The sequence below is a fragment of the Paraclostridium dentum genome (genome assembly GCF_048568265.1).
GTDB classification, from domain to species: Bacteria; Bacillota; Clostridia; order Peptostreptococcales; family Peptostreptococcaceae; genus Paraclostridium; species Paraclostridium dentum.
This window is the reverse complement of the sequence record NZ_CP183813.1, coordinates 1,951,039-1,976,148: the sequence shown is the minus strand read 5'-3', so window position 1 is coordinate 1,976,148 and position 25,110 is coordinate 1,951,039. Positions and strand designations below refer to the sequence as shown.

The 25,110-nt window shown below is 26.8% G+C and carries 23 protein-coding genes; 20 read left to right on the top strand and 3 right to left on the bottom strand.

Going from position 1 to position 25,110, the window contains the following annotated elements; all coding sequences use genetic code 11:
* Nucleotides 1-30 precede the first annotated feature (30 nt).
* The 12 genes from ACN6I1_RS09005 to ACN6I1_RS08950 all read left to right on the top strand — a co-directional run bounded on the left by ACN6I1_RS09005 (nucleotide 31) and on the right by ACN6I1_RS08950 (nucleotide 13,223).
* Nucleotides 31-708 carry a response regulator transcription factor gene (locus ACN6I1_RS09005; RefSeq protein ID WP_021431175.1) on the top strand — a complete coding sequence of 226 codons (678 nt, stop codon included), beginning with the start codon at nucleotides 31-33 and terminating at the stop codon, nucleotides 706-708.
* On the top strand, nucleotides 705-1,718 hold the full coding sequence (locus ACN6I1_RS09000; RefSeq protein ID WP_419741680.1) for a sensor histidine kinase: 1,014 nt from the start codon (nucleotides 705-707) through the stop codon (nucleotides 1,716-1,718). The genes ACN6I1_RS09005 and ACN6I1_RS09000 overlap by 4 nt, the downstream gene beginning before the upstream one ends.
* Before the next feature lie 102 nt (nucleotides 1,719-1,820).
* Nucleotides 1,821-2,576, top strand: coding sequence for an ABC transporter ATP-binding protein (locus ACN6I1_RS08995; protein ID WP_021433416.1), 756 nt, complete (start codon nucleotides 1,821-1,823; stop codon nucleotides 2,574-2,576).
* The gene (locus ACN6I1_RS08990) at nucleotides 2,563-4,440 is read left to right on the top strand and encodes an FtsX-like permease family protein (protein ID WP_419741679.1); all 1,878 of its coding nucleotides are present in this window, start codon (nucleotides 2,563-2,565) and stop codon (nucleotides 4,438-4,440) included. The genes ACN6I1_RS08995 and ACN6I1_RS08990 overlap by 14 nt, the downstream gene beginning before the upstream one ends.
* Before the next feature lie 176 nt (nucleotides 4,441-4,616).
* A complete protein-coding gene (locus tag ACN6I1_RS08985; RefSeq protein WP_021431171.1) occupies nucleotides 4,617-5,285 on the top strand; it encodes a response regulator transcription factor in 669 nt (222 codons plus the stop codon).
* Nucleotides 5,272-6,516, top strand: coding sequence for a sensor histidine kinase (locus ACN6I1_RS08980; RefSeq protein WP_025162934.1), 1,245 nt, complete (start codon nucleotides 5,272-5,274; stop codon nucleotides 6,514-6,516). Before ACN6I1_RS08985 ends, ACN6I1_RS08980 begins: the two co-directional genes overlap by 14 nt.
* A 150-nt stretch (nucleotides 6,517-6,666) precedes the next feature.
* Nucleotides 6,667-7,362 carry a FadR/GntR family transcriptional regulator gene (locus tag ACN6I1_RS08975; RefSeq protein ID WP_021431169.1) on the top strand — a complete coding sequence of 232 codons (696 nt, stop codon included), beginning with the start codon at nucleotides 6,667-6,669 and terminating at the stop codon, nucleotides 7,360-7,362.
* Nucleotides 7,363-7,627: 265 nt separating this feature from the next.
* Nucleotides 7,628-8,899 (top strand): nickel-dependent lactate racemase, encoded by a 1,272-nt coding sequence (gene larA / locus ACN6I1_RS08970; RefSeq protein WP_419741678.1) that lies wholly within the window; start codon nucleotides 7,628-7,630, stop codon nucleotides 8,897-8,899.
* 13 nt (nucleotides 8,900-8,912) lie between these two features.
* Nucleotides 8,913-9,695, top strand: a complete 783-nt coding sequence (locus ACN6I1_RS08965) for an electron transfer flavoprotein subunit beta/FixA family protein (protein WP_085282011.1) — start codon at nucleotides 8,913-8,915, stop codon at nucleotides 9,693-9,695.
* Between the two features lie 13 nt (nucleotides 9,696-9,708).
* The gene (locus ACN6I1_RS08960) at nucleotides 9,709-10,938 is read left to right on the top strand and encodes an electron transfer flavoprotein subunit alpha/FixB family protein (RefSeq protein ID WP_021431166.1); all 1,230 of its coding nucleotides are present in this window, start codon (nucleotides 9,709-9,711) and stop codon (nucleotides 10,936-10,938) included.
* Nucleotides 10,939-10,956: 18 nt separating this feature from the next.
* On the top strand, nucleotides 10,957-12,348 hold the full coding sequence (locus ACN6I1_RS08955; RefSeq protein ID WP_142730030.1) for an FAD-binding oxidoreductase: 1,392 nt from the start codon (nucleotides 10,957-10,959) through the stop codon (nucleotides 12,346-12,348).
* Between the two features lie 209 nt (nucleotides 12,349-12,557).
* A complete protein-coding gene (locus ACN6I1_RS08950) occupies nucleotides 12,558-13,223 on the top strand; it encodes a coiled-coil domain-containing protein (RefSeq protein ID WP_419741677.1) in 666 nt (221 codons plus the stop codon).
* Nucleotides 13,224-13,290: 67 nt separating this feature from the next.
* Here the strand turns inward: ACN6I1_RS08950 and ACN6I1_RS08945 are convergent, their stop codons facing one another.
* A complete protein-coding gene (locus ACN6I1_RS08945; RefSeq protein WP_021431163.1) occupies nucleotides 13,291-13,500 on the bottom strand; it encodes a cold-shock protein in 210 nt (69 codons plus the stop codon).
* A gap of 102 nt (nucleotides 13,501-13,602) precedes the next feature.
* A complete protein-coding gene (locus tag ACN6I1_RS08940) occupies nucleotides 13,603-14,877 on the bottom strand; it encodes an amidohydrolase family protein (RefSeq protein WP_419741676.1) in 1,275 nt (424 codons plus the stop codon).
* A 204-nt stretch (nucleotides 14,878-15,081) separates the two neighbouring features.
* Here ACN6I1_RS08940 and ACN6I1_RS08935 point away from each other — a divergent pair, with 204 nt between their 5' ends.
* The 7 genes from ACN6I1_RS08935 to ACN6I1_RS08905 all read left to right on the top strand — a co-directional run bounded on the left by ACN6I1_RS08935 (nucleotide 15,082) and on the right by ACN6I1_RS08905 (nucleotide 23,927).
* The gene (locus ACN6I1_RS08935) at nucleotides 15,082-19,323 is read left to right on the top strand and encodes an acyl-CoA dehydratase activase-related protein (protein ID WP_419741675.1); all 4,242 of its coding nucleotides are present in this window, start codon (nucleotides 15,082-15,084) and stop codon (nucleotides 19,321-19,323) included.
* A gap of 206 nt (nucleotides 19,324-19,529) precedes the next feature.
* The gene (locus tag ACN6I1_RS08930; RefSeq protein WP_170182746.1) at nucleotides 19,530-20,081 is read left to right on the top strand and encodes a GNAT family N-acetyltransferase; all 552 of its coding nucleotides are present in this window, start codon (nucleotides 19,530-19,532) and stop codon (nucleotides 20,079-20,081) included.
* A gap of 66 nt (nucleotides 20,082-20,147) precedes the next feature.
* The gene (locus ACN6I1_RS08925) at nucleotides 20,148-21,452 is read left to right on the top strand and encodes a hypothetical protein (protein ID WP_021431159.1); all 1,305 of its coding nucleotides are present in this window, start codon (nucleotides 20,148-20,150) and stop codon (nucleotides 21,450-21,452) included.
* Nucleotides 21,453-21,531: 79 nt separating this feature from the next.
* Nucleotides 21,532-21,891: an arsenate reductase family protein gene (locus ACN6I1_RS08920; protein WP_077175981.1), complete on the top strand. Its 360-nt coding sequence runs from the start codon at nucleotides 21,532-21,534 to the stop codon at nucleotides 21,889-21,891.
* A 147-nt stretch (nucleotides 21,892-22,038) separates the two neighbouring features.
* Nucleotides 22,039-22,413 carry a GntR family transcriptional regulator gene (locus ACN6I1_RS08915; protein WP_419741674.1) on the top strand — a complete coding sequence of 125 codons (375 nt, stop codon included), beginning with the start codon at nucleotides 22,039-22,041 and terminating at the stop codon, nucleotides 22,411-22,413.
* Nucleotides 22,414-22,425: 12 nt separating this feature from the next.
* Complete coding sequence (locus tag ACN6I1_RS08910) at nucleotides 22,426-23,280, top strand: ABC transporter ATP-binding protein (RefSeq protein WP_419741673.1); 855 nt, start codon at nucleotides 22,426-22,428, stop codon at nucleotides 23,278-23,280.
* A 2-nt stretch (nucleotides 23,281-23,282) separates the two neighbouring features.
* Nucleotides 23,283-23,927, top strand: a complete 645-nt coding sequence (locus ACN6I1_RS08905; protein ID WP_419741672.1) for an ABC-2 transporter permease — start codon at nucleotides 23,283-23,285, stop codon at nucleotides 23,925-23,927.
* A 25-nt stretch (nucleotides 23,928-23,952) separates the two neighbouring features.
* Here the strand turns inward: ACN6I1_RS08905 and ACN6I1_RS08900 are convergent, their stop codons facing one another.
* A complete protein-coding gene (locus ACN6I1_RS08900) occupies nucleotides 23,953-24,192 on the bottom strand; it encodes a hypothetical protein (protein ID WP_419741671.1) in 240 nt (79 codons plus the stop codon).
* A 214-nt stretch (nucleotides 24,193-24,406) separates the two neighbouring features.
* Between ACN6I1_RS08900 and ACN6I1_RS08895 the strand changes: the two genes are divergently transcribed.
* On the top strand, nucleotides 24,407-24,925 hold the full coding sequence (locus ACN6I1_RS08895) for a hypothetical protein (RefSeq protein ID WP_035117439.1): 519 nt from the start codon (nucleotides 24,407-24,409) through the stop codon (nucleotides 24,923-24,925).
* Nucleotides 24,926-25,110 lie beyond the last annotated feature (185 nt).

The window sequence follows — 25,110 nt, the reverse complement described above, 5'->3', positions numbered from 1 at the left end:
ATATATATTATGTTTTAAAAGGAGGGTATTATGATAGACATTTTTTTAGTAGAAGATGACAAAGCATTAAGTAGAGAAATTCATATGTGCTTAAGTAAATGGGGATATAGGACACATGAAGCAAAAAATTTGGATAATATAGCAGAAGAAGTTATAGCAATTAATCCTAAGTTGGTATTGATGGATATAAATTTACCATTTTATGATGGATTTTACTGGTGCAATAAAATAAGAAATATATTAAAAGTACCGATAATATTTATTTCATCTAGGGATAACGATATGGATATTGTTATGTCTATAAATATGGGAGCTGATGACTATATAATAAAACCTTTCTCAACTCAAGTATTAGTTGCAAAAGTACAAGCTATATTAAGAAGAACATACTCATACAACAATTCATTAAAAGTTGATATTGTAAAATATAAAGATGTAATTTTAAATATTTTAGAAAGTAAGATTTATTTCAATGATCAGTTCGTTGAACTTAGTAAAAATGAGTTTAAAATAATTAATATATTAATGAACAATCAAGGAAGTATAGTTAGTAGAGATACAATAATAGAAGAATTATGGGATAGTGAAGAGTTTATAAGTGAAAATACTTTAACTGTAAATATAAATAGGCTCAGAAAAACTTTAGAAAATATAGGTTTGAGCGATTTTATAGTTACTAAAAAAGGTCAGGGGTATTATATACAATGAATTTAAAAAATTATATAAAACAAGTTAAATTATCTATATACTTAGTTACATTTATAGTGGTTATAGTTAATATAAATATAATTGCAGATCTTAGATTAGAAAAGGTTTTGAATAGTTTAATATATATAGATACAATGATTGTAGTTGCATGTATTGCTTTCTTTGTACTTGGATATCGTTCATACATAAAAAACTATAAAAGCTTATTTGAATATATAAATAATAATAAAACATACGAATTTAAAAATAATAAGCTAAAAGAAGTGATAGATAATAAATTATTAGAAAATGAAAATACAGTAGAAAGTTTGAAAAAAGAAATTGAAGAGATAAATGACTATATGACTAAATGGATACATGAGATTAAAATTCCTATTGCGGTTTTAGAAATTATTAGTCAAAGAGTAAAAGAGCTAGAAAATAAATATTTTGGGAATTACGAGTTACACAAACAAATAAATATTGAACTTAAAAGAATTGATAGTTTAGTTCAACAAGCTTTATATATTAGTAAAAGTGGAGATTATAGTTCCAACTTTTTAATAGAAGAAATAAATTTAGAAAAAATAGTAAAAGAAATTATAAAAAAGAATAAATATTTATTTATATACAATAAGATAGAGTTAAGAATAGGGAATTTAAATTATAACGTGTTAAGTGATAAAAAATGGGTAATGCATATAATTGAACAAATAATAAATAATTCATGTAAATATATTAAAGAAGATGGTGTTGTAGAAATTTACTTACAAAATTCGGAAATTGGAATAGAACTTCACATTAAGGATAATGGAATTGGTATAAAAATAGAGGATATAAATAGAGTATTTGATAAAGGGTATGTAGGCAAACATAACGAAATAACCAAATCTACAGGAATGGGGTTATATATATCAAAAAAAATATTAAATAAATTAAGTCATGATATAAGTATAGAATCAAAGGAAAATGAATTTTGTAATGTATGTATAACATTCTATAAATTATCAGATTACTTCAATGTTACATAAGTGTAATATTAAGCCTCTGAACTGTAATGTAGATGGATAGATTACAAGGTAATTAGCTTATACAATATAAGTATAAAATAATTACAATTTGGAGGGTAAGGTATGTTAAAAGTAATAAATTTAAATAAAAGTATTAAAAATAATAAAAATACATTTAAAATTCTAGAAAATATAAACTTAGAGGTCAAAGATGGAGAGTTTATAAGTATTATGGGGCCTTCTGGGGCAGGGAAAACTACGCTTTTAAATATAATGTCTACTATTGATAGACCTAGTGAAGGAAAAGTTTACTATGATAATGAAGATGTTCATTCTTTAAAAAATAAAGAATTATCTAGGTTTAGACGTGATAATATAGGTTTTATATTTCAAGACTATAATTTATTAGATAACATGAGTATAGAAGACAATATAGCACTACCTCTTGTTATAGCAAACGAAAAGCCTGATAAAATACAAAAAGAGGTTGAAAAACTAGCTAGTTTCTTTGGCATAAAAAAACATTTAAAAAGCTATCCATATGAATTATCAGGGGGACAAAAACAAAGAGTTGCAGCAGCAAGAGCCATAATAACTTCACCATCTATTATATTTGCGGATGAACCTACAGGAGCATTAGATTCAAAATCTGCATCAGAACTTTTAAATTGTTTAAAAGAGATGAATAAAAAATTTAATGTAACTATAATAATGGTTACACACGATGCATTTACAGCAAGTTACTCAGATAAAATTATTTTCATAAAAGATGGTAGGCTAAACACTAGGATAGATAGTAATGGAAATAGAAAAGATTTCTTTAAGCAAATAATGAACTTATTAACTTCTATGGGAGGTGAAGTAAGTGAATTTATTTAAGCTAAGTTTAATGAATATAAGACAAAGTATAAAAAACTATGGAGTTTATATTTTCTCTATGGTTTTCTCAATTGCTGTATTTTACAATTTCACAACTTTAATTTTCAGTAAACAATTCCTTGAAATAAAAGACTTAAATGCAGTATCTATGGCAGGAGGAATGTGCGCTTTTGTTCTAATATTTTTCTTTATATTTTTTATTTCTTATTCAAGTAAATTTTTTATAGAACAAAGAAAAAAAGAGTTTGGAATATACACATTTATGGGTGTTGAAAATAAGCAGATTGCACTGATGTTTTCATTAGAAGCACTTATAATTGGGCTAATATCAATGATAATTGGTATGGGGATTGGAATACTTTTGAATAAGATATTTTTAATGATTTTAGTTAAACTATCTTATGTAAATAAAGTAATAAATTTTGAGATAAACTTTATTTCAGTAATCCAGACTTTGCTAATATTTTTGATTATATTGATTGGTGTTTTTATAAAAGAATATATTTGTTTAATAAAAACAGATATAAGTAAACTTATAAATGCAAAAAAAATATACCAATTAGAAAATAACAAATTAAACAATACTAAAGGGGTCGTAGGATTTATAATAATTATTCTAGGGTACTTGCTAATATTAAAATATAAAGAAGCTAATGTGGCATTTCCGATAGCTATAATGGCAACGGTAATTATGACCATTATAGGAACTCATTTTTTATTCAGAGGATTTTTCTCGATTTTTATAAGAAATATTATAAAAAATAAAAAGAGGTTATACTCAAAAACAAACATTGTAAGTTATAATAATATTATTTTTAGGATAAAAGATAATAACAAAACGTTAGCTCAAGCTGCAATATTAATAGCTTGTAGTTTGACTTGCATCATGGTTGCATTTTGTATGAGTTCGTGTTTTTCGTCAGGATTTGAAAATGAATACCCATATAGTATATATTATACAAGTGAAAATAAAGATGATGATAAGGCTTTGGATATGGCGATAAATTTAGGTAATGAAGGTGTTAAGTATAGAACTACTGTAGATTTAATTCCATACAAATCAAATTTAAGTATGTATATAAATGATGTGTATTTAGCTAAATATTCAGATATAGAAAAGTTATTAAAACATGGAAAAGTAAAACATGAAAAAGATATAGAAAAAAATAAACCTCAAAAAGGAGAGGCAATTTTATTAGTAGATACAAGGGTTATGAATGCATTTAAAATAAATGATAATTTAAAAATAAGTAATGAATCAATAAAAATAAATAAAAATATACCTTCTAATATAATGGGACAATTAACTAATGGTACACTAGTCTTAAATGATAATGATTATGAAAAATTAAAAACTAAGTTAAATAAAAAAGAATTATATTTTAAAGGCATTACACTTAAAAATTTTGAAAACACTAACTCGATAGCCCAATACATGAGAGAAAATTCAAAAAGTGAAATTTATAGTGCTGATCAATTTGATAAAAGTGCATATTATGCTATAAATGGAGTATACTTTGTAGGTTGTTTCTTAGCACTTGTATTTACAGTATCGCTAGGCAGTATAATGTATTTTAAATGTATTCAAGATGCTAGTATAGATAAAGAAAGGTTTAATACTTTAAGAAAAATTGGAGTAAGTCAAGAATATATAAATAAAGCAGTGTTTAAGCAGTTAGGAATATTTTTTATACTCCCTGTTATAGTTGGGTCTATACATGGTATTGTTGCAGGTTATGCTGTTAATTCCATGTTTAACTCAGATCGTTTAGAACTTATAGGAGTATCATTAATTATATTTAGTTTTATATATTTAATTTTTTATATAATAAGTACTAAAAAATATATAAGTATAACGAAGTAAAGAAAGTAAAATACGAGTATAAAAATGATATGAATTATTTTTATACTCGTATTTTTTATGCTAAAATTTATATATAAACTAATTTTGTATAATGTGAAAAAATTATATTCATAGAAAATTCATATGCAAATTATAATATAGATATAAGTGATTTTGAAATTTAGAGGAGAATTATGATGAAAAATAAAAATATATTAGTAATAGAAGATGATAGTAACATACAAGAATTGATAGTAGAATTTTTAAGTGCAGAAGGATATAGTGTAGAATCGGCGAATGATGGAATAGAGGGTATACAAGCTTTTAAAAAAGGCGAATTTGATTTGGTTATACTAGATGTAATGATGCCTAATTTAGATGGACATGCTGTATGTAAGATGATAAGACAAAGTTCAGATGTACCTATAATATTTTTAACTGCATTAAATCAAGAAAGTGATCAAGTTAAAGGATTTGAGTTAATGTGCGATGATTATATAACAAAACCTTTTTCATTTACTTTATTGATGAAAAGAGTAGAGGCCGTTTTAAGAAGAAGTTCTAAATACAATGAGTCTAATACATTAAGTTTTGAAAAGTTAAGTTTAGATTTAAACACATATCAAGCATTTTTAGATAATGAAGTAATAGAATTGACATTAAAAGAATTTAACATACTAAAGACTTTAATAGAGAATTATCCTCACGTAGTTACTAGAGAGAATTTATTAGATAGTGTATGGGGATATGATTACTATGGGGATACTAGAGTTGTAGATGCTCATATAAAAAATATAAGAAAAAAAATTGGAATTCCATATATAAAAACAGTGAAAGGAATAGGATACAGCCTTGATAAGAATTAGAAACAAATGGAAAGAATTAGCTATAAGTACAAAAATATTTTTAATAATAACAACATTGTCTATAGGGCTTATAGTAACTATATATCTTATTTTATACTTCTTATTACCACCTTATTATGAAAAATATAAGGTGGAGTCTATAAATGATAGATTGACGGTTTTAGCAGCGAGATCAAGAAGAGATGACTTAGAGGGATTAAAACAACATTTATATAAAATTTCACAGCGTGAAAATGTAGGTGTATTATTAAGAGACTCAAATGGAAAAGTTGAATATGGAAATAAAGAACTTTCATTTTTGCCGTATTCTAATAATATTAGTGACTCTTATGAAAACTATCAAAAAACAGTAGCTTTGTATATAAGAGACAGTGATACTCCATATTATTTGGATATAAGTATGCCGCTTCAACCAGTAGATGAAGCAACTACTGTAATATTAGATTTAATGCCTATAATAATAGGGGTTGCTATAGTATTATCTATAATAACCTCATATGCATTCTCAAAATGGGTAACAAAACCTCTTATTGATATAATTGAAAGTGAAAGAATGCAAGAAGCTAAAAGAAAAGAGTTTATAGCAACTATATCTCATGAACTAAAAACACCAATAACCATTATAAGTGGACAATTAGAAGGAATGATTTATAATATTGGTAAATATAAAGATCGCGATACATACTTGCAAAAATCATATGATTCTACTCAAGAATTAAAAACTTTAGTAGAAGAAATGATTCAGGTATCTAAATTTGAAATTTTGGAAAAAAAATCTGAAAGCAAAGAATTTGATTTAAATAGTTTAATAAACAAGCTTATAAAAAGACAAATGTATTTAATTGAAGAGAAAGAATTGAAATTAGATGTAAAATATCAAGGTGAAATATTTATAAATGCGGATGAAGAGAGAATAGCAAAAGCTATAAATAATTTAATAAACAATGCTATTAAGTATTCACCGGAAAATGCGGACTTACTAATACGTTTATACAAGAAAGAAAATGCAATTTTAGAGATAGAAAATACAGGTATTACAATAGATGAAAAGCATAAAGATAAATTATTTAAACCATTTTATAGAGTAGAAAAATCAAGAAATAGAAAAACTGGAGGAAGTGGACTGGGGCTTTATATAGTAAGTCAAATACTTAGAGAGCACGGTTTTAAATACAATATAAAAAACGGAAAAAACTCTGTTATATTTATAATAGAATTTAATGAAAATTAGAAAAAATGAAAGATGCTATTTAAAATTATTTTAAATGGCATTTTTTATTTTTTGAAAATGTATATATCAATATTGAAAAGTCATTTAAGCAAATCAAATTTTTTTATAGTATAATATAAATGAAATATTTAAATATAAGGAGATATTGAATTGTTTAATAATATAACTAATGAAAAAATATATCAACAAGTTATAAATCAGATACAAAATATGATATTAGAAGGAAAACTTAAAAACGGAGATAAGCTAATGTCAGAACGTGAATTATCTCAAAAAATGGGAGTAAGTAGAACATCGATAAGAGAAGCGCTTAGAGTTTTAGAAACTATGGGGATAATAGAAAGTAGACAAGGTGAAGGGAATTTTATTTGTAATAAAATTGAAACATCATTAATGCAACCTTTATCCATGATGTTTACTTTAAACAATGGAGACTATAAAGATATAATTGAATTAAGACAGATGATAGAACTAGAAGCAGTTAAATTAGCAGCTATAAGAGCAACGGACGAAGAACTTGAAGAGTTGAAAATGATTTCACAAAGATTGACAAAAAAAGATGAAATTTATAATAACGGAGAAATTGATAAAGAAATCCATTATAAAATTACTTGCATGAGTAAGAACTTTTTGATAAAAAGTTTATATACAATATCATTAAATTTATTAGAAAATTTTATTATAAATTCAAGACAAAAGATAGTAGAATTTTACCATGAAGAAGAAACTTTAAATTTACAACACAAAAAAATCTGTGAGGCTATTATAGATAGAGATCCTGAAAGTGCATACAAATACATGAAAGAGCACTTAGATTTAATAAAATTTACTATGGAAAAAATATAGATTTCTAAATTTAGAAATCTATATTTTTTTATTTGGAAATATTTATCAATTTTAAAATGAATAAAAAGTAAATTGAAAATCAAATAATAATATATATTTTGTTAAAATAAAAACAATGCTTGTAAATCTTTAGAAAATTTACTATCATGAAATTACAAACTGGTATGACCATAATACCAATGTTGATAAAAAACAGGAAAACGATTAAACAAACCTAAAACTATACGCTACTAAGTAGTGCTGCATTTCAAGAGGAGGGGCATAAATGGAGTTAAAAGTACCTTATTCAAAAACTGGTATGAACATAAATATACCAGATGAAAACATGATAAAAGTTTTGCAATCCAAAGCTCATGATTTTAAATCTCAATTAAGTGAAGGGGAGATAGTAAAACAAGCTTTAGATAATCCTATAGGAAGTGAAAAATTAGAAGATCTAGTTAAGGGGAAAAAAAGCATGGTTATAATAACTAGCGATCACACTAGACCTGTACCAAGTAGGATAACGTTACCTATAATGCTTAAGAAAATAAGAAATTCAAATCCTGATATAGATATAAAAATAATAATATCAACAGGGTTTCATAGACCGAGTACAAGAGAAGAACTTGTATATAAAATGGGAGAAGAAATAGTGGATAATGAGCAAATAATTATGCACTTTTCAACAGATGAACAAGCTATGGTCAAAGTTGGAACGCTTCCATCTGGAGGAGATTTAATTGTAAATAAAGCAATTATAGAAACTGATTTATTAATAGCTGAAGGATTCATAGAACCACACTTCTTTGCAGGTTTTTCAGGTGGAAGAAAAAGTGTACTTCCAGGAGTTGCATCTGCTAAAACCATAATGTATAATCACTGTTCTGAATTTATAGATAGTCCTTACGCTAGAACAGGAAATCTAAAAAATAATCCAATTCATAGAGATATGTTGTATGCAGCGCAAAGCGTTAATTTAGACTTTATTTTAAATGTAGTTATAGATAAAGATAAAAAAGTTATAGGTGCTTTTGCAGGCGATGTTAAAGAAGCTCATGAGGTAGGCTGTGAATTTGTAACTAAACTATCAAAAGTTGATAAAGTTGATGCTGACATTGTAGTTAGTACAAATGGAGGTTATCCATTAGATCAAAATATATATCAAACTGTAAAAGGTATGACTGCAGCAGAGGCTACATGCAAAGATGGTGGAGTAATAATTATGATATCTGCATGTAATGATGGACATGGAGGTCAATCTTTTTATGATAGCGTAGCAAATGCATCTTCACCTAGTGAAATATTAGAAAAAGTAAGAAAAATTCCAAAAGATAAAACTATTCCAGACCAATGGGAGTTTCAAATATTAGCAAGAATTCTAGAAAAGTTTACAGTAATAATGGTTACAAACTTATGTGACCCTAATATGATTAAAGATATGCACATGAAACATGCACATAGTTTTGATAAAGCTTTAAAAATGGCTTTTGACATAAAAGGTAAAAACTCAAAAATAGCTGTTATACCTGATGGAGTATCAGTGATAGTAAAGTAAAGGGGGAAGCAATATGGAAATATTAGTATGTATAAAACAAGTTCCAGGAACATCTGAAGTAGAAGTAGATGAAAAGACAGGGGTTTTAAAAAGAGATGGAGTCGATTCTAAAATGAATCCATATGACTTGTACGCTCTTGAAACAGCATTAAGAATTAAAAAAGAAAATGATGCTAAAATAAAAGTTTTAAGTATGGGACCACCACAAGCAAAACAAGTAATTCAAGAAGCCTTTATGATGGGTGCTGACGAGGGTTCATTAGTCAGTGATAGAAAATTTGCAGGAGCTGATGTACTTGCAACTTCATATACAATTTCACAAGGAATTAAAAAGTTAGGGAACACTGATCTAATTATTTGTGGTAAGCAAACAACTGATGGAGATACTGCGCAAGTTGGACCAGAAATAGCTGAGTTTTTAAATATACCTCATGTAACAAATGTAACAAAATTAATTGAAACTAAAGAAAAAAGTATAGTAGTAGAAGTAGATATGCCTAATACTCGCGAAATTTGTGAAATTAAATTTCCTTGTTTAATAACAGTTGAAAAAGAGATTTTCCAACCAAGATTACCTTCTTTTAAATTAAAACTTGAAACTAAAGATAGAGAAATACCAATGATTAGCCTTAATGATTTTGAAGACAAAGATGAAAAAAATTATGGATTAAATGGATCTCCAACTCAAGTTTTAAAAATTTTCCCACCTACTTCAAATGTAGAAAAAGAAACTTGGACGGGTGAAGAAGTATCATCTTTATTATTAAATAAAATAAAAGAGCTAAAATTAATATAAGGGGGAATTTAAAGTGGCTAAAATAGTTATAAATCAAGACAAAGTTACAGAAATGAAAAAAGTATTAGACATATGTCCTTTTGGTGCTATAGAGCTAAATGATGGAAAATTAGAAATTGGTGCAGGATGTAAAATGTGTAAGATATGCGTAAAAACTGGACCAAAGGGTGTATTTGAATTCGTAGAAGATGAAGTTATAAAAATAGATAAAGATAAATGGAAGGGTATAGCAGTATACGTTGATCATCATGAGGGCGATATCCATCCTGTAACATTTGAATTAATAGGAAAAGCTAAAGAAATGGCAAAAAAAATAAATCAACCGGTTTACTGTATATTCGTTGGAAGTAATATAGAAGACAAAACAGATGCATTGCTTTCTTATGGTGTAGATAATGTTTTTGTATATGATTACAAAGATCTAAAAGAATTTAAGATTGAACCATACACTGCATGTGTAGAGAATTTTATAAAAGAAGTAAAACCAACTATATTACTATTTGGAGGAACTACAATTGGTAGAAGTTTAGCTCCAAGGCTTGCAGCTAGATTTAAAACTGGATTAACAGCAGATTGTACAATACTGGATGTTCAAGAAAATACTGACTTAGACCAAATAAGACCTGCTTTTGGTGGTAATATAATGGCACATATACATACACCAAACCATAGACCTCAGTTTGCTACAGTTAGATATAAAATATTTTCAGCTCCAGAAAAAGTTGACCATCCAACAGGTAAGGTTACTTTATGCAATATAGATGAAAATAAATTAAAATCTGATATAAATGTTTTAGAAATTAACAATAAAACTAAAGAAGTAGGAATAGAAGATGCAGAAGTTATAATAGTTGGAAGTAGAGCTATTAAGAAAAAAGAAGACATGGAAATGCTGTATAAATTAGCTGATTTACTAGGTGGGCAAGTTGCAGGAACAAGACCTTTAGTAGAATCTGGATGGATAGATGCTAAAAAACAAATTGGATTAAGTGGTAGAACTGTAAAGCCTAAGTTAATAATAACTTGTGGGGTATCAGGGGCTATACAGTTTGTTGCAGGGATGAATGGATCAGAATGTATAATATCTATAAATAAAGATGAAAAAGCTCCTATTTTTGATACAGCTCATTATGCAATTGTAGGAGATGTATATGATGTAATACCTAGACTTATTAAGGATTTAGAACTTGAAAAAACAAATGACTATGAAGTAATGGACGAAGTTGTAGCTACATTAGAATAAGGATCGGGGGAAGATACAATGTATAAAAAAATAGATGAAAAAGATATTGAATTTTTAAAAGGTGTATGTGGAGTTGAAAATATTTTAGTAGGAGAGGAAATAAATGAAGACTACTCTCATGATGAATTAGGAGGAGTTGAAAAATACCCTGAAGTTTTAGTAAATGTTCACAGCACAGAAGAAGTTTCTAAAATAATGAAATATGCATATGAAAATAATATACCTGTAACACCAAGAGGACAAGGAACTGGATTAGTTGGAGCCGCTGTAGCTATTTATGGTGGAATAATGATAAATTTAAGTCAAATGAATAAAATAATAGAGTTAGATGAAGAAAACCTAACATTAACAGTAGAACCTGGAGTATTACTTATGACTATAGGTCAATATGTAAGTGAAAGAGATTTATTTTATCCGCCAGATCCAGGTGAAAAAAGTGCAACAATTGGTGGAAATATAAATACCAATGCAGGAGGAATGAGAGCTGTTAAATATGGAGTTACAAGAGACTATGTAAGAGGATTAGAAGTGGTACTTGCAAATGGAGAAGTAATTAATGTTGGAGGAAAAGTTGTAAAAAACAGTTCAGGTTATAGTATAAAAGATTTATTAGTTGGATCAGAAGGGACATTAGGAATAGTAACTAAAGCTATACTTAAATTATTGCCATTACCTAAAAAAGATATAAGTTTACTTATTCCGTTCCCAGATTTAGGAACAGCAATAGAGACAGTTCCAAAAATAATAAAATCTAAGTGTATACCAACTGCTATTGAATTTATGGAAAGAGATGTAATACTTGCAGCAGAAGAATTCTTAGGTAAGAAATTCCCAGATAATACATCAGATGCGTACTTACTATTAAAATTTGATGGAAACAGTAAAGAAGAAATTGAAAAGGCATATGACCAAGTGGCAAAACTTTGTTTAGAGTGTGGAGCTTATGATGTATTTATCTCAGACACTCAAGAAAGAAATGAATCTATATGGTCAGCTAGGGGTGCATTTTTAGAAGCTATAAAAGCTACTACAACTGAAATGGATGAATGTGACGTTGTTGTACCAAGAGATAAAGTGGCAGAATTTATAAAGTTTACGAATGAACTTCAAGAGACATTGAATGTAAGAATTAAAAGTTTTGGTCATGCAGGAGATGGAAACTTACACATATATATATTAAGAGATGAATTAAATAAATCTGAATGGGATACAAAGTTAAAAGAAACTTTTGAAAAGATGTATGAAAAATCTAGAGAACTTAGAGGGCAAGTTTCAGGAGAGCATGGAATTGGATATGCAAAAAAAGAATATTTAAATGAATCTCAAAGTGAATCATATATGGATATAATAAAAAATATAAAATTAGCGTTTGATGCTAAGAATATATTAAATCCAGGAAAAATATATTAAAACTTCATATAAATAAAAAGTCGATTTTAAATAATCGGCTTTTTTTATGTTTAAGAAAATTCTGATTACTAAAAAAGTGTATAGCCTATGAAACTTAGTTTATTAAAATAATAAAAAAAATTAATTTAATTGTATACAAAGTGAAAAAAATATAGTAAAATAATAAAATAGTAAAAAGGTTAGAATTCTAAGTAAATAAGGAGGTAATTATGAAAAAGAGAATATTTTTGATGACTGCATTAATTTCTACTATGATTTTAACAGGTTGTTCAAATGATAATATAAAAGAAAAAAAGGAAGAAAAAACAACTACTGAGGAAAGTAGCGTAGATATTGATGTAGCAGGAAAAATAAGAGATAAATTTGATGAACTTGATACAGATTCGCATATAAGCTCTTTAACTGAATTTGCACATAGTTTTTCTGATAAAGTTGATTCTGCCAAATCTACATTAAAAGATGCAAATAATGCGTTGGATTCAGCAGGAGATTTAACTGCAGGGTTAGACTCTAAAATTAATGATGCAAATAGCAAAATAAGTAGTGCTAGAGGAGATGTTAATTCAGCTAGACATAAAGTAAATTCTAAAATAGATAATGCTACAGATAAAGTTAATTCAGCATCAGATAAGTTAAGCACAGCAAAAAATAAAGCAGATAGTGCCAAAGATAAAGTAAGTGATAAAATAAATAAAGCAGATAAAGATGTAAATAATGCCAAAGATAAAGTTAATGAAATAGATAGAGATATAAACAATACAAAAGATAAAGTTAATAATAAAGTTGATGACACGAAAAATAAAATAGAAGATACGAAAAACAAGATAGATAGTATAAAAAATGATATATCAGATAAAATTCACAATAGACACTAGAAAAAAACGAAGATTGCAACAAAAAAATTCTTACTGTAACATATATTATACAGTAAGAATTTTTTATTTACATTTTATGAACATTTATAGCAGATAAACCTTTTGGAGCATCTATTACATCAAAACCTACTTCTTCTCCTTCATGCAAATCCTTACAATGGCCATTTTCCTTAACATTAGAAAAATGAACAAAAACATCGTTTCCATCGTTAGCAGATATAAATCCATATCCCCTATCATTATCAAACCATTTAACTACGCCTGTGAATTTTGACATACAAAAACTCCTTTAAATTTTATTTAGATAAAATATTAATAATTTATCTAAACATAGTATTTACGGTTAAAGATTTTTAATAGGAGAAAATATATGTAAAATTTAATAAAATTTAGGGTCTGAGATTTCTTCTCCTCGTACATATCTATGGATAATATTTCTATCATCACCTATATATATAAATCTTTCTAACCTTTCAATTAAACTATAACTTTCAGGATTTAAATTACTATCATCTAAAACTAAGGCATCAAAATCATAATTTTTTTCGAAACTACCGACTTTTCCAAAGAAGCTTCCGCCACCTTTTGTAGCCATATAAAAAGCCTCTGAAAGAGTTAAAAAATCTACTTGCTTATTTGAATTAACCCATAAAAGTTTAGAACATTGTATAGCATTTACCATAACTTTGAATATAGATAAATCGTGACCTCCACTAATATCTGAGCCAAGTGCTATGTTAATATCATTATCTAAAAAATTTCTAACAGGCATAATACCACTTCCTAAATTTAAGTTTGAATTCGGACAGTGAACTGCAAAGACGTTATTTTTTTTCATAAGTTCTAATTCTTTATCGCAAGAATAAACACAATGAGCCATTAAAGTTTTAGTTTGACCGAATAAGTTAAATCTATTATAAGCATCTCCATAAAATTCAGATTCTGGGTGAAGTTGTTTAACCCAATCTATTTCTCCTAAATTCTCAGATAGATGAGATTGAGTAGGTACATTGTACTTAATTGCTAAATCCCCTAATGATTTTAAAAGTTCACTATTACAGCTAGGTATAAATCTTGGTGTAATTATAGGATTAACCAGTTTATCAGCATTATAATAATTTTCTAATATATACTCAGTATCAGAAATTGACTTTTCTGTATCTTCTAATAAGTCGTCTGTGCAGTTTATATTCATATTAACTTTTCCCACAAGAGCCCCAAGTCCACTTTGCTTAAATAAATCCATAAGCCTTATGCTAGACTCTTTATGAACAGTTGCAAAAACAGCTATTCTAGTGGTTCCATGTCGCCAAACCTCTTTTATAAAATCTTTATAAACTTTATCTGAATATTCTATGCTTTTAAATTTGCCTTCTTCAGGGAATGTGTAATTATCAAGCCAAGGTATTAACTCTTTATCCATAGCCATTCCTAAATTTCTAAATTGAGGTGCATGACAATGTAAATCATTCATTCCTGGAATTATTAAATTATTACTAAAATCTATAAGTTCAAAATTTTGATATTCACTTGGTAAGTTTTTATATAAATCTAGTATCTTTCCATTTTTAACTATTATAAAACCATTTTCTATTATTTCAAATTTATCTTTAATTTTCGTAAATAATATATTCCCCTTATATATTTGAACCATAAATACCTCCTAATATGTGAAAAAAATTAAAAAAATTGTTAATTTAATTATAATATACGTATAATTAAAAGTAAAATATAAAAAAAGTTCGCATTGCGATGGTTTTAAATACTGTAGTTAAAAATAGTATATGTAATATGATGAAGTAAAAATTCATATTTTATAGTGATAATCAATTTGTCCTAAATAATGGGGGGAGATTTTATGATAGATGATTTTCATATAGGTATAGATATTGGATCAACTACAGTAAAAGTTATTGTATTGGATGATAGTAAAAATATGATATTTAAATCATACAAAAGGCATTTATCAGATATAAAAAATTCAGTTATAAGTTTATTAAGTGAAGCCTATGATAGTGTAGGTGATAATAGAGTATCTGTTGTTATAACTGGATCTGGAGGTATGAGATTAGCAAAAAAATTAAATGTAGAATTTGTTCAAGAAGTAATAGCAAGTACAAAGGCGATTGAAACTTATAATCCAGAAGCTGATGTGGTTATAGAACTTGGTGGAGAAGATGCTAAAATAATATATTTGACTAATGGTATAGAACAGAGAATGAATGGGATATGCGCTGGTGGTACAGGGTCTTTTATAGATCAGATGGCAATATTATTAAAAACTGATGCTAAAGGGCTAAATGATTTAGCCAAAGACTATAAAAATATATATAGCATAGCCGCTAGGTGTGGAGTATTTGCTAAAACAGATATACAACCACTTATAAATGAAGGAGCTAGGAAAGAAGATATAGCTGCTAGCATATTTCATGCTGTAGTTGTCCAAACAATTAGTGTATTGGCATGTGGAAGAAAAATTAAAGGTAATGTTGCATTTTTAGGAGGACCGCTATATTTTTTATCAGAACTAAGAAATAGGTTTATAGATGTACTAAAATTAGAGAAAGGAAATATAATATTTCCTGAAAATGCACAGTTGTACATAGCTATGGGTGCTGCATTATCATATAAAAATGACTATATGCTATTTAGTGATTTAATAAAAAACATAGAAAGTTTAAAAGATATAGAAGATGTAGTTAGCTCTGAAATTAAACCATTGTTTGATAACGAAAGAGAATATGAACTTTTTAAAAGTAGACATAAAAAAAATATAGTAAAATCAATAGATATATCAAGCTATAAAGGTAAATGTTTTTTAGGAATTGATGCTGGGTCTACAACTACAAAAGTTGCATTAATAGACGAAGGTGGAAATTTATTATTTTCAGAATATAAAAGTAATGAAGGGAACCCCTTAAGATCAACTATAGGCATTTTAAATAATCTATACAGTAAATTACCAAGTGAAGCGAAAATTGTCAATTCTGTAGTAACAGGATATGGAGAAGGATTAATTAAAAGTGCCTTGAAAGTTGATTTTGGAGAGATAGAAACTATCGCTCACTATAAAGGAGCTAAATTTTTCGCACCGAAAGTTGATTTTATATTAGATATAGGCGGGCAAGATATGAAGTGCTTAAAAATAAATCAAGGTGTAATTGAAACTATTATCTTAAATGAAGCTTGCTCATCTGGATGTGGATCTTTTTTAGAAACATTTGCTAAGTCATTAAATCTAGATATAAAAGAATTTGCTAAAAAGGCATTATTTTCAAAACATCCTGTTGATTTAGGATCAAGATGCACAGTTTTTATGAACTCTAGAGTAAAACAAGCTCAAAAAGAAGGGAATTCGGTAGGAGATATAAGTGCAGGGCTTTCTTATTCTGTTATAAAGAATGCGTTGTATAAAGTTATAAAAATGAAATCATCTGAAGATATTGGAAATCATCCTGTTGTACAAGGAGGGACCTTTTATAATGATGCAGTTTTAAGATCATTTGAAAATTTAACATGTAGAGAAGTTGTAAGACCTAATATAGCTGGTATAATGGGAGCATTTGGGGCAAGTATAATTGCAAAAGAAAAGTATAAAGAAGACTATATAACAACCCTTTTAAATAAAGAATCTATGAACTCTATAAATTTAAAAATAAGCACGTCTAGATGTAAGGGGTGTTCAAATAATTGCTTGCTTACTGTAAATGATTTTGGAAACTCAGAAAAATTCATATCTGGAAATAGATGTGAAAAGGGGATGGGGTTATATAGAAAAGAAAAAGTTGATATAAATTTATTTGATTATAAATATAAACGAGTGTTTAATTATAGAAAATTGGATGCAGAAAGCGCAATAAGAAAAGAAATTGGAATTCCTAGAGTTTTAAATATATATGAAGATTATCCTTTATGGCATACTATATTTACAAATTTAGGATTTAGTGTTGTTTTGTCAGATTCATCTTCAAAGGATGTTTATGAGCAGGGGATGGACTCTATTGCATCAGAATCTGCATGTTATCCAGCAAAACTAGTTCATGGGCATATACAAAATTTAATAAAAAAAGGTATCAAAAATATATTTTATCCATGTATTAGGAGTGAGAGTAAAGAATTTAAAAATGCCAACAATAGTTTTAATTGTCCTGTTGTAATGTCTTACTCAGAAGTAATTAAAAATAATATTAGTGAGATTAAAGAAAATAAAATAAATTATATTAACCCATTTTTACCTATACACAATAAAAATTCTTTAAAGAAACGACTTTTAGAAGAACTAAATAAAATAAAAAAATATGATAAAGATTTTTTAGAAATTAGTAAAGCAGAGATAGATAAAAGTGTAGAATTAGGATTTGAAGAATATGAAAAATTTAAAGAAGATATGAGGTATATGGGAGAAAAATCTGTAGAAATAATAAATAAAAATAATAAAAGAGGGATTGTTTTAGCAGGAAGACCATATCATATAGATCCAGAAATAAATCATGGAATACCAGAATTGATAAATTCATTAGATATGGCAGTTTTAACAGAGGATAGTGTTGCACATTTAGGAAAGTTAGAGGATCCTTTAAGAGTGGTTGATCAGTGGACATATCACTCAAGGCTTTACAGAGCTGCAAATTTTATAAATTCTGAAAAAAATATAGAACTTGTACAATTAAATTCTTTTGGATGTGGATTAGATGCAGTTACAACTGATCAAGTTCAAGAAATTTTAAATGGTGAAGGTAAAATTTATACATGCATAAAAATAGATGAAGGTAACAATTTAGGGGCAGCAAAGATAAGATTAAGATCATTAAAAGCATCTATAGAAGAAAGAGATATTAATGGGTTAAAGATAGAGAAAAGGAAAAAAACATATATAAAAGGAAAAATAAACAAATCTACAAAATCAAATTATACTATACTAATGCCGCAAATGTCGCCTATCCACTTTGAGTTAGTAGAACATGCAATTAAATCTTGTGGATATAACATCGAAGTGCTTAAAGACTATGACGGAGCTATAGAAGAAGGACTGAAATATGTTAATAATGATGCTTGTTATCCTGCGATAATTGTTATAGGGCAATTAGTTAAGGCTATTAAAAGTGGAAAATATGATTTAAGTAAAACTATGGTTGCGATAACACAAACTGGAGGTGTTTGTAGAGCTACAAATTACATTGGTTTCTTGAGAAAGGCATTGAGTGATGCAGGTTATGGTGATATTCCAGTAATATCATTATCTTTAAATGGAGAAGAAAAACGAAATTTATATAGTGTATTTTCATTAGGGCTTATAAATAGGGTTATGATGGCAGCTATTTATGGAGATTTACTTATGAAAGTTTTATATAGAGTAAGACCGTATGAACAATATAAGGGTAGTGCAAATAAACTATATCAAAAACATCTAGAAATTTGTAAGGATAGTTTAAAAAAGGCTAGTTTATCTAAATTTAAAGAAAATATATATAACATAGTTAAAGAATTTGATGAATTTCCTATAAAGGAACAAGATAAACCTAGAGTTGGATTGGTAGGAGAAATTTTAGTTAAGTTTCACCCACTGGCAAATAATAATATTGTAGATATTTTAGAGGCTGAAGGAGTAGAGGTTGTTGTTCCAGAACTTATGAATTTCTTCTTAAGTTGTGCTTATAATACTTATTATAAATCAGAGCATTTGTTAGATAAAAAATATAAAAAATTAGGTGGAAAGTTGATGAAAGATACAATAGAGATGTATCAAAAATATTACTCAAATGCATTGGAAAATAGTAAAAGATTTAACATGCCAGAGAGTATTGAAACATTAGCTAATAAAGCCTCTAAGATAGTTTCGATTGGAAATCAAGCGGGAGAGGGATGGTTATTAACAGCTGAAATGGTAGAACTTATAGAAAGTGGAGTTGGAAATATTGTATGTATGCAACCTTTTGCTTGTTTACCAAATCATATAACAGGTAAGGGAGTTATCAAGGAACTTAAACGAATTTATAAAAGTGCAAATATTGTTCCGATTGATTATGACCCAGGAGCAAGTGAAGTAAATCAAATTAATAGGATTAAACTTATGTTGTCAACATCATTTAAAACAATGTAAAAAAAGAAGATGTATAAACTACATCTTCTTTTTAGTTATTTATTAGAAAGTTACTTAACAATAAATTATATAACATTAAAAAATAGGTATTATTACCAAATTTAATATTATAATATAAAGGGATTAAAAAGATATTTGGCGAATAATGTAAGGTTGTAAAGAGTTGGAATATGTAATTTTAAAAATTTAATAAGGAGGATAGATTGTTGATATATGTATTTAGAGATTTACCAAGTTTACATACTGAAAGGTTAACACTTAGAAAAATTTATAGAAATGATATCAATGAATTACATAGATGTTTATCGAATGATTATCTATCAAAATATATGTTAATAGATTTTGATAAAAGTATAAATACGACAAAGAAGATGCTAGATATGATAATAAATGGATATGAAAATGATAAGGCTACTCCTTGGGGAGTTACTTTAAAAGAAGATGGAAAATTAATTGGTATGTGTGGATTTTCAAGTTATAGTAAATTAAATAATAAAGCTGAGGTTGGATATATATTAAATAGTGATTATTGGAATAAAGGAATAATAACAGAAGCTCTTTGCAGTGTTATAGATTTTGGGTTTAAAAATATGAACTTAAATAAAATAGAGGCTAAATGTATATCAGGAAATTCTGCATCTGAAAAAGTTATGATAAAAAATGGAATGCGCTTAGATGGCATATTAAGAAGTGATAGGCTTCATAAAGGTATGTATACAGATTTAAAACTATATTCAATTTTGAAACAAGACAAATAAATGTTGTTTATTTGTCTTATATGTTATAATATTAAGACAACTATGTAAAATGAAGGTGGGCTAAAAATGAAGGTAGTAAAAGAAGCTATATCGTCTCCTTATTTAGAATATGGAATTGATGAAGATATAGTTATTCATGAAGGAAATTTTTGCATTTACCTAGATAAGCTATATAAATGTAAGGGCCGGATCTACTATAGAATTAGTCCTCCCGTATGTATAAATTTTGAAGCTAAAGTACTAGGTCATAAAAATATAGATTTAGAAATTCTTAAAGATGATTATCTGGAGGGAATTATAGAAGTCCATGGATATCAGCCTTTCCAAGTTAATATAAATAATATACAAAAAAATTATGTAGATGGATACGTTAGCAGTGGAATAATAAAATCAAAAAATAGATATGTGGATTACATAGATTTTCATATTGTAAATTTTGACAAAAAGCAAGGAACCCTTATAAAGTATATGGATAAATTGTTTGCTGGAAGAATTGAGTTTGAAATAAGTGGATATGAGATAATAATTGATAAAAGATACGATTATAAAAAAGAACTATATGAAGAGCTAAGGTTTAAAAATGGTAGTATAATTACACATATAGGAAGAATAAAAAGAAAAGATAATAAAGTATTTAAGTCAACATATATATTTAAACTATTAGATGAGATATCAGATACGCTTAGCTTTTTAGCTGGAAGATATATAGGTATATGTATGGTAATGGGTTATAAAGACAATCAAAATACATTTAGGCTATGGAAGGAGTCTTTAACAACCCCATTTAAATATGTTCCTACATGGTCTGACACTATAGCAAATCATCATAATATTGAAAAATATATGAACTTAATGTGCAGAAAATTGCATGATTCTTACTATGGTCCAGCGTTAAAGCATGTAGTAGACTGGTACATAGAATCTATAGATAATATAAGTATAGAAAATAATGTTGTATCCTTACAAATTGCACTAGAAACACTGTCTTATGTTGTTGTTGTTGAAAAAAATAAAATTTTAACTGATGTAGAGTTTGAAAAAAATACAGCCTCTGACAATATAAGAATCTTATTAGATGCGTGCAGCATATATTATGGAAAAGAAGAATTAAATTTATTCAATGAGTATATATATAATAAGTTCAATGATGGAGTTGATATATTTACATATTTTAGAAATAAAGTTGTTCATCCGACTAGAAAAACTAAAAGAGCTAATTTAACCGTTGAAGATATGTGGAATATACTTCAAATAGGTACTAGATACGTGGAATTAGTAGTTTTATATATTATTAATTATAAAGGAGAGTATTCTAACCGTTTAAATGATAGATGCTATGGAGAGGTTGAAGTTGTTCCATGGAATGATTAAATTTTATTTTAATAAAATGTTTTAACATGTAGAAAACTGTGTAATAATATAAAAAATACAGTAAAGGAAAGTGATATATATGTTAAAATTTTATGGATATTCTAGATGATCTACAGTTAGGAAAGCCAAGGCTTGGCTTAATGATAATAATATAGATTTTGAGGAAATAGAAATAGTAAAAAATCCTCCTAGCAAAGAAGAATTAGAAACTATGTATAAAACAGGTACATATGAATTAAAAAAATTCTTTAACACTAGTGGGGTTAAATATAGAGAACTTGGACTTAAAGATATAGTTAAAAGTGAAAGTGATGATAAATTGCTAGAAATTTTAGCTAGTGATGGAATGCTTATAAAAAGACCTATAGCATTTGATGGAAAAAATGTACTTATAGGATTCAAAGAAGATGAATGGAAAGAAAAACTTTTAATAAAATAAAAAAAGAACCTTTATATAAAGGTTCTTTTTTTATTTTATTAAATTTAAAGAAGATAAAGTTGACAACAGTGTATATAAACTGTATATATATAATATATACAGTTTATATACACTGTACATATTATATTAAAGAAATGAGGTGTGAAATTGAATATAAATATAAGTAATACATCTACAACTCCACTTTATGAACAAATTCAAAATCAAATTCAAAATCAAATTCTAGATTCTACACTAAAGCAAGGAGAAGGATTACCTTCGATAAGAAATTTTGCAAAAGAACTAAAGGTAAGTATTATAACCATAAAAAGGGCTTATGAGGAACTTGAAAAAGAAGGTTTTATAGAGACGATTGCAGGAAGAGGAACCTTTGTATCTATGCAAAACAAAGAGAGATTAAGAGAAACGGCTTTATATGAGATAGAAAATAAACTTGAAATAGTTATAAAACAGGCGAAGTCAGTAGGTATAACTTTAGAAGAAGGTATAGAGATATTTAAAAGTTTATATGAAGAAGTCTAAGGAGGTTAATTTATGAATGCTATAGATATAAAAAACTTAAATAAAACACTAGAAGATTTTAAATTAACAATAAATGATATTGAAATAAAAAAAGGATATATAACTGGATTTATAGGACCTAATGGCTCTGGGAAAACAACAACTATGAAGTTGATTATGAATATGCTAAAAAAAGATAGTGGAACTATAAAAATATTCGGTAAAGAAAGAAAAGTAGATGATCTTGAAATAAAAGAAACTATAGGGTACATAGGAGATGTATCCGGTTATATGCAAGAAAATAAATTGAAGAATATAAAAAAGGCAATAAAACCATTTTATAAAAATTGGGATGAACAGCTATATAAAAAATATATAATGCAATTTAAATTAAATGAAAACAAAGTATATAAAGAACTTTCAAAAGGACAACAAAAGAAATTTGAACTTGTAATGGTACTATCGCATCATCCAAAGTTGATAATAATGGATGAACCAACAGCGAACTTAGATCCATTAGTAAGGAATGAATTTCTTGAAATTTTACAGGAACATATAGAAAAAGAAGAAGCTACAGTATTTTATTCAACTCATATAACATCTGACTTAGATAAAGTAGCAGATTTTCTGATATTTATATACGAAGGTAATATAATTCTTTCAGGAAATAAAGAGGATATACTAGAAAATCACAAAATAATAAGAGGAAATAAGGAGCTGTTAGACATAGATACAAAAAAAGAATTGATATCATATACTGAAAATTCTTTTGGATTTAATGGTATGACATCTAATGTTAAATATGCTTATGAAGTATTTGGTGAAGAAGTAGTATATGATAATGCAAACTTAGAAGATATATTAATGTATTATACAAAGGGGTGTTAATTATGGAAAATATAATTAATCTTACAAAAATGAGCTTGAATAATTTAAGTTCAATTATAAAGACTATATTGATTGTAATAATTGTATGGATTGGAATTGCTATGATTAATCAAGCTTTTTTTAATATGATATTTGGAATGGGTACGTATTTGCTTTTGATGCAGGTGATGGCATATGAGGATACGTATGGAATAGATAACTTAATTGCTAAACTTCCTGTGAGTAAAAATGAATATGTAATTTCTAGATATGTTTTAGGAATTATTATTTCTGCAATTTTTATGGTATTATCAGTTTTAATTTATTATATTTTAAATTCAATTTTAAAACTTGATCTAACATTAGGAATATTTATTTTAATTGGTTTTGTAACGTCTGTATTAGCTATGTCTGTTATAATACCTGTTATTTTGAAATTTGGAATAAACAAAGGTAGAATGGTAGTTACGATATTGACAGTATTAATAGTAGTTGTTCCAACTGGAATTATGACTAGCATTTGGGATAATAAAGAATTTATGTATAAAATTATGGATATAGCTGGAAATATAGGAGTTCCTCTTATGCTAATTATATCAAGTTTACTAATTTTAATGATTTCAATTATAATTAGTTTGCGTGTGTATAAATCAAAAGAAATAAAATAGTAATATAAAAAAGGATTAGAATATTCTAATCCTTTTTTTCTGGTATATAAGTTTTTGGTATGTACAAAGTTATATTTTCTAAGCTTGTAATAGTATCATAAATAATTTTAGCATTATTTTCTATATCATTGCTTTTGAGATCTAATGTTAAAAGTGTTTTTGATAAGTTTTTAATTTCTAATGTATTAGTATTTTCTATAAACCCAATTTTTATATTTTTATTACATTTAAGTAGGTCATTTAAATGTTTAAAATCTAAAGTCATAATATCCCCTCCCTGATAAGTTTATAATATAATATATATGTAAAAAACTCAAATAAAAACAAAGTATTACAATATGAATAAATTTTATAAAAACTTTGAATAAAAACTGGATATTTTTAGTATTAAAATTCAGAATCATGTGATAATATTTTAGATGTAATTAAAAGTTTTAGTTAACTATATTGTTTTTAAAATCTAAATAGGGAGGCAGCTGATGGGGGAAAAACAAAATAGCTCTATGATAAGATCTCTTTCAATTATAATTGCAGTACTATTTTCAATAGAAATAGTTACATATACTATGGTATATATAAACTTAAAAAGCAATTCTAATAATGCAACAAATGACATAATGTTTTTTATTATACCGCCTATTATATATATGATAGCATTTTATATATCTTTTAAGGCTATTGAAGATGAAGAAAACTCAATTTTTTCTACATTGCTAAGTATTTTAGCATCGTGGACTCCATTTTTTTTAGTACCAACTTTTATAGATAACAACATGTTAGAAACGCTATTTACTAACTTAGAGATAGTTAAACTACTACCTAAGATATCTATAGCTATAGGAGTTGTATCAACTTTAAAAGGGATTGGGGCTTATACAATTAAATCTAAAAAAGAAAAAGAAGCAAGAAGAGAGAGAGAATTGCAAATAAAAAGAGAAAGGCGAGAACTTTATAAACAAGAATTATTAAAGCATAAAAATAGAAAAAGAACTTATTAAATTTATATATCTAAAGTAGAAAGTATTTTAAGTTAAATAAATAAAAAGAGTTGTCTTATCAATTGAGACAACTCTTTTTTGTTTTAATCATATATAAAGTTAAAAAGCCAAATAAAAACAAAATATTACAATATCGACACATCTTCTAAAATATTTGATTAAAAACTATATATTGTATATAATTA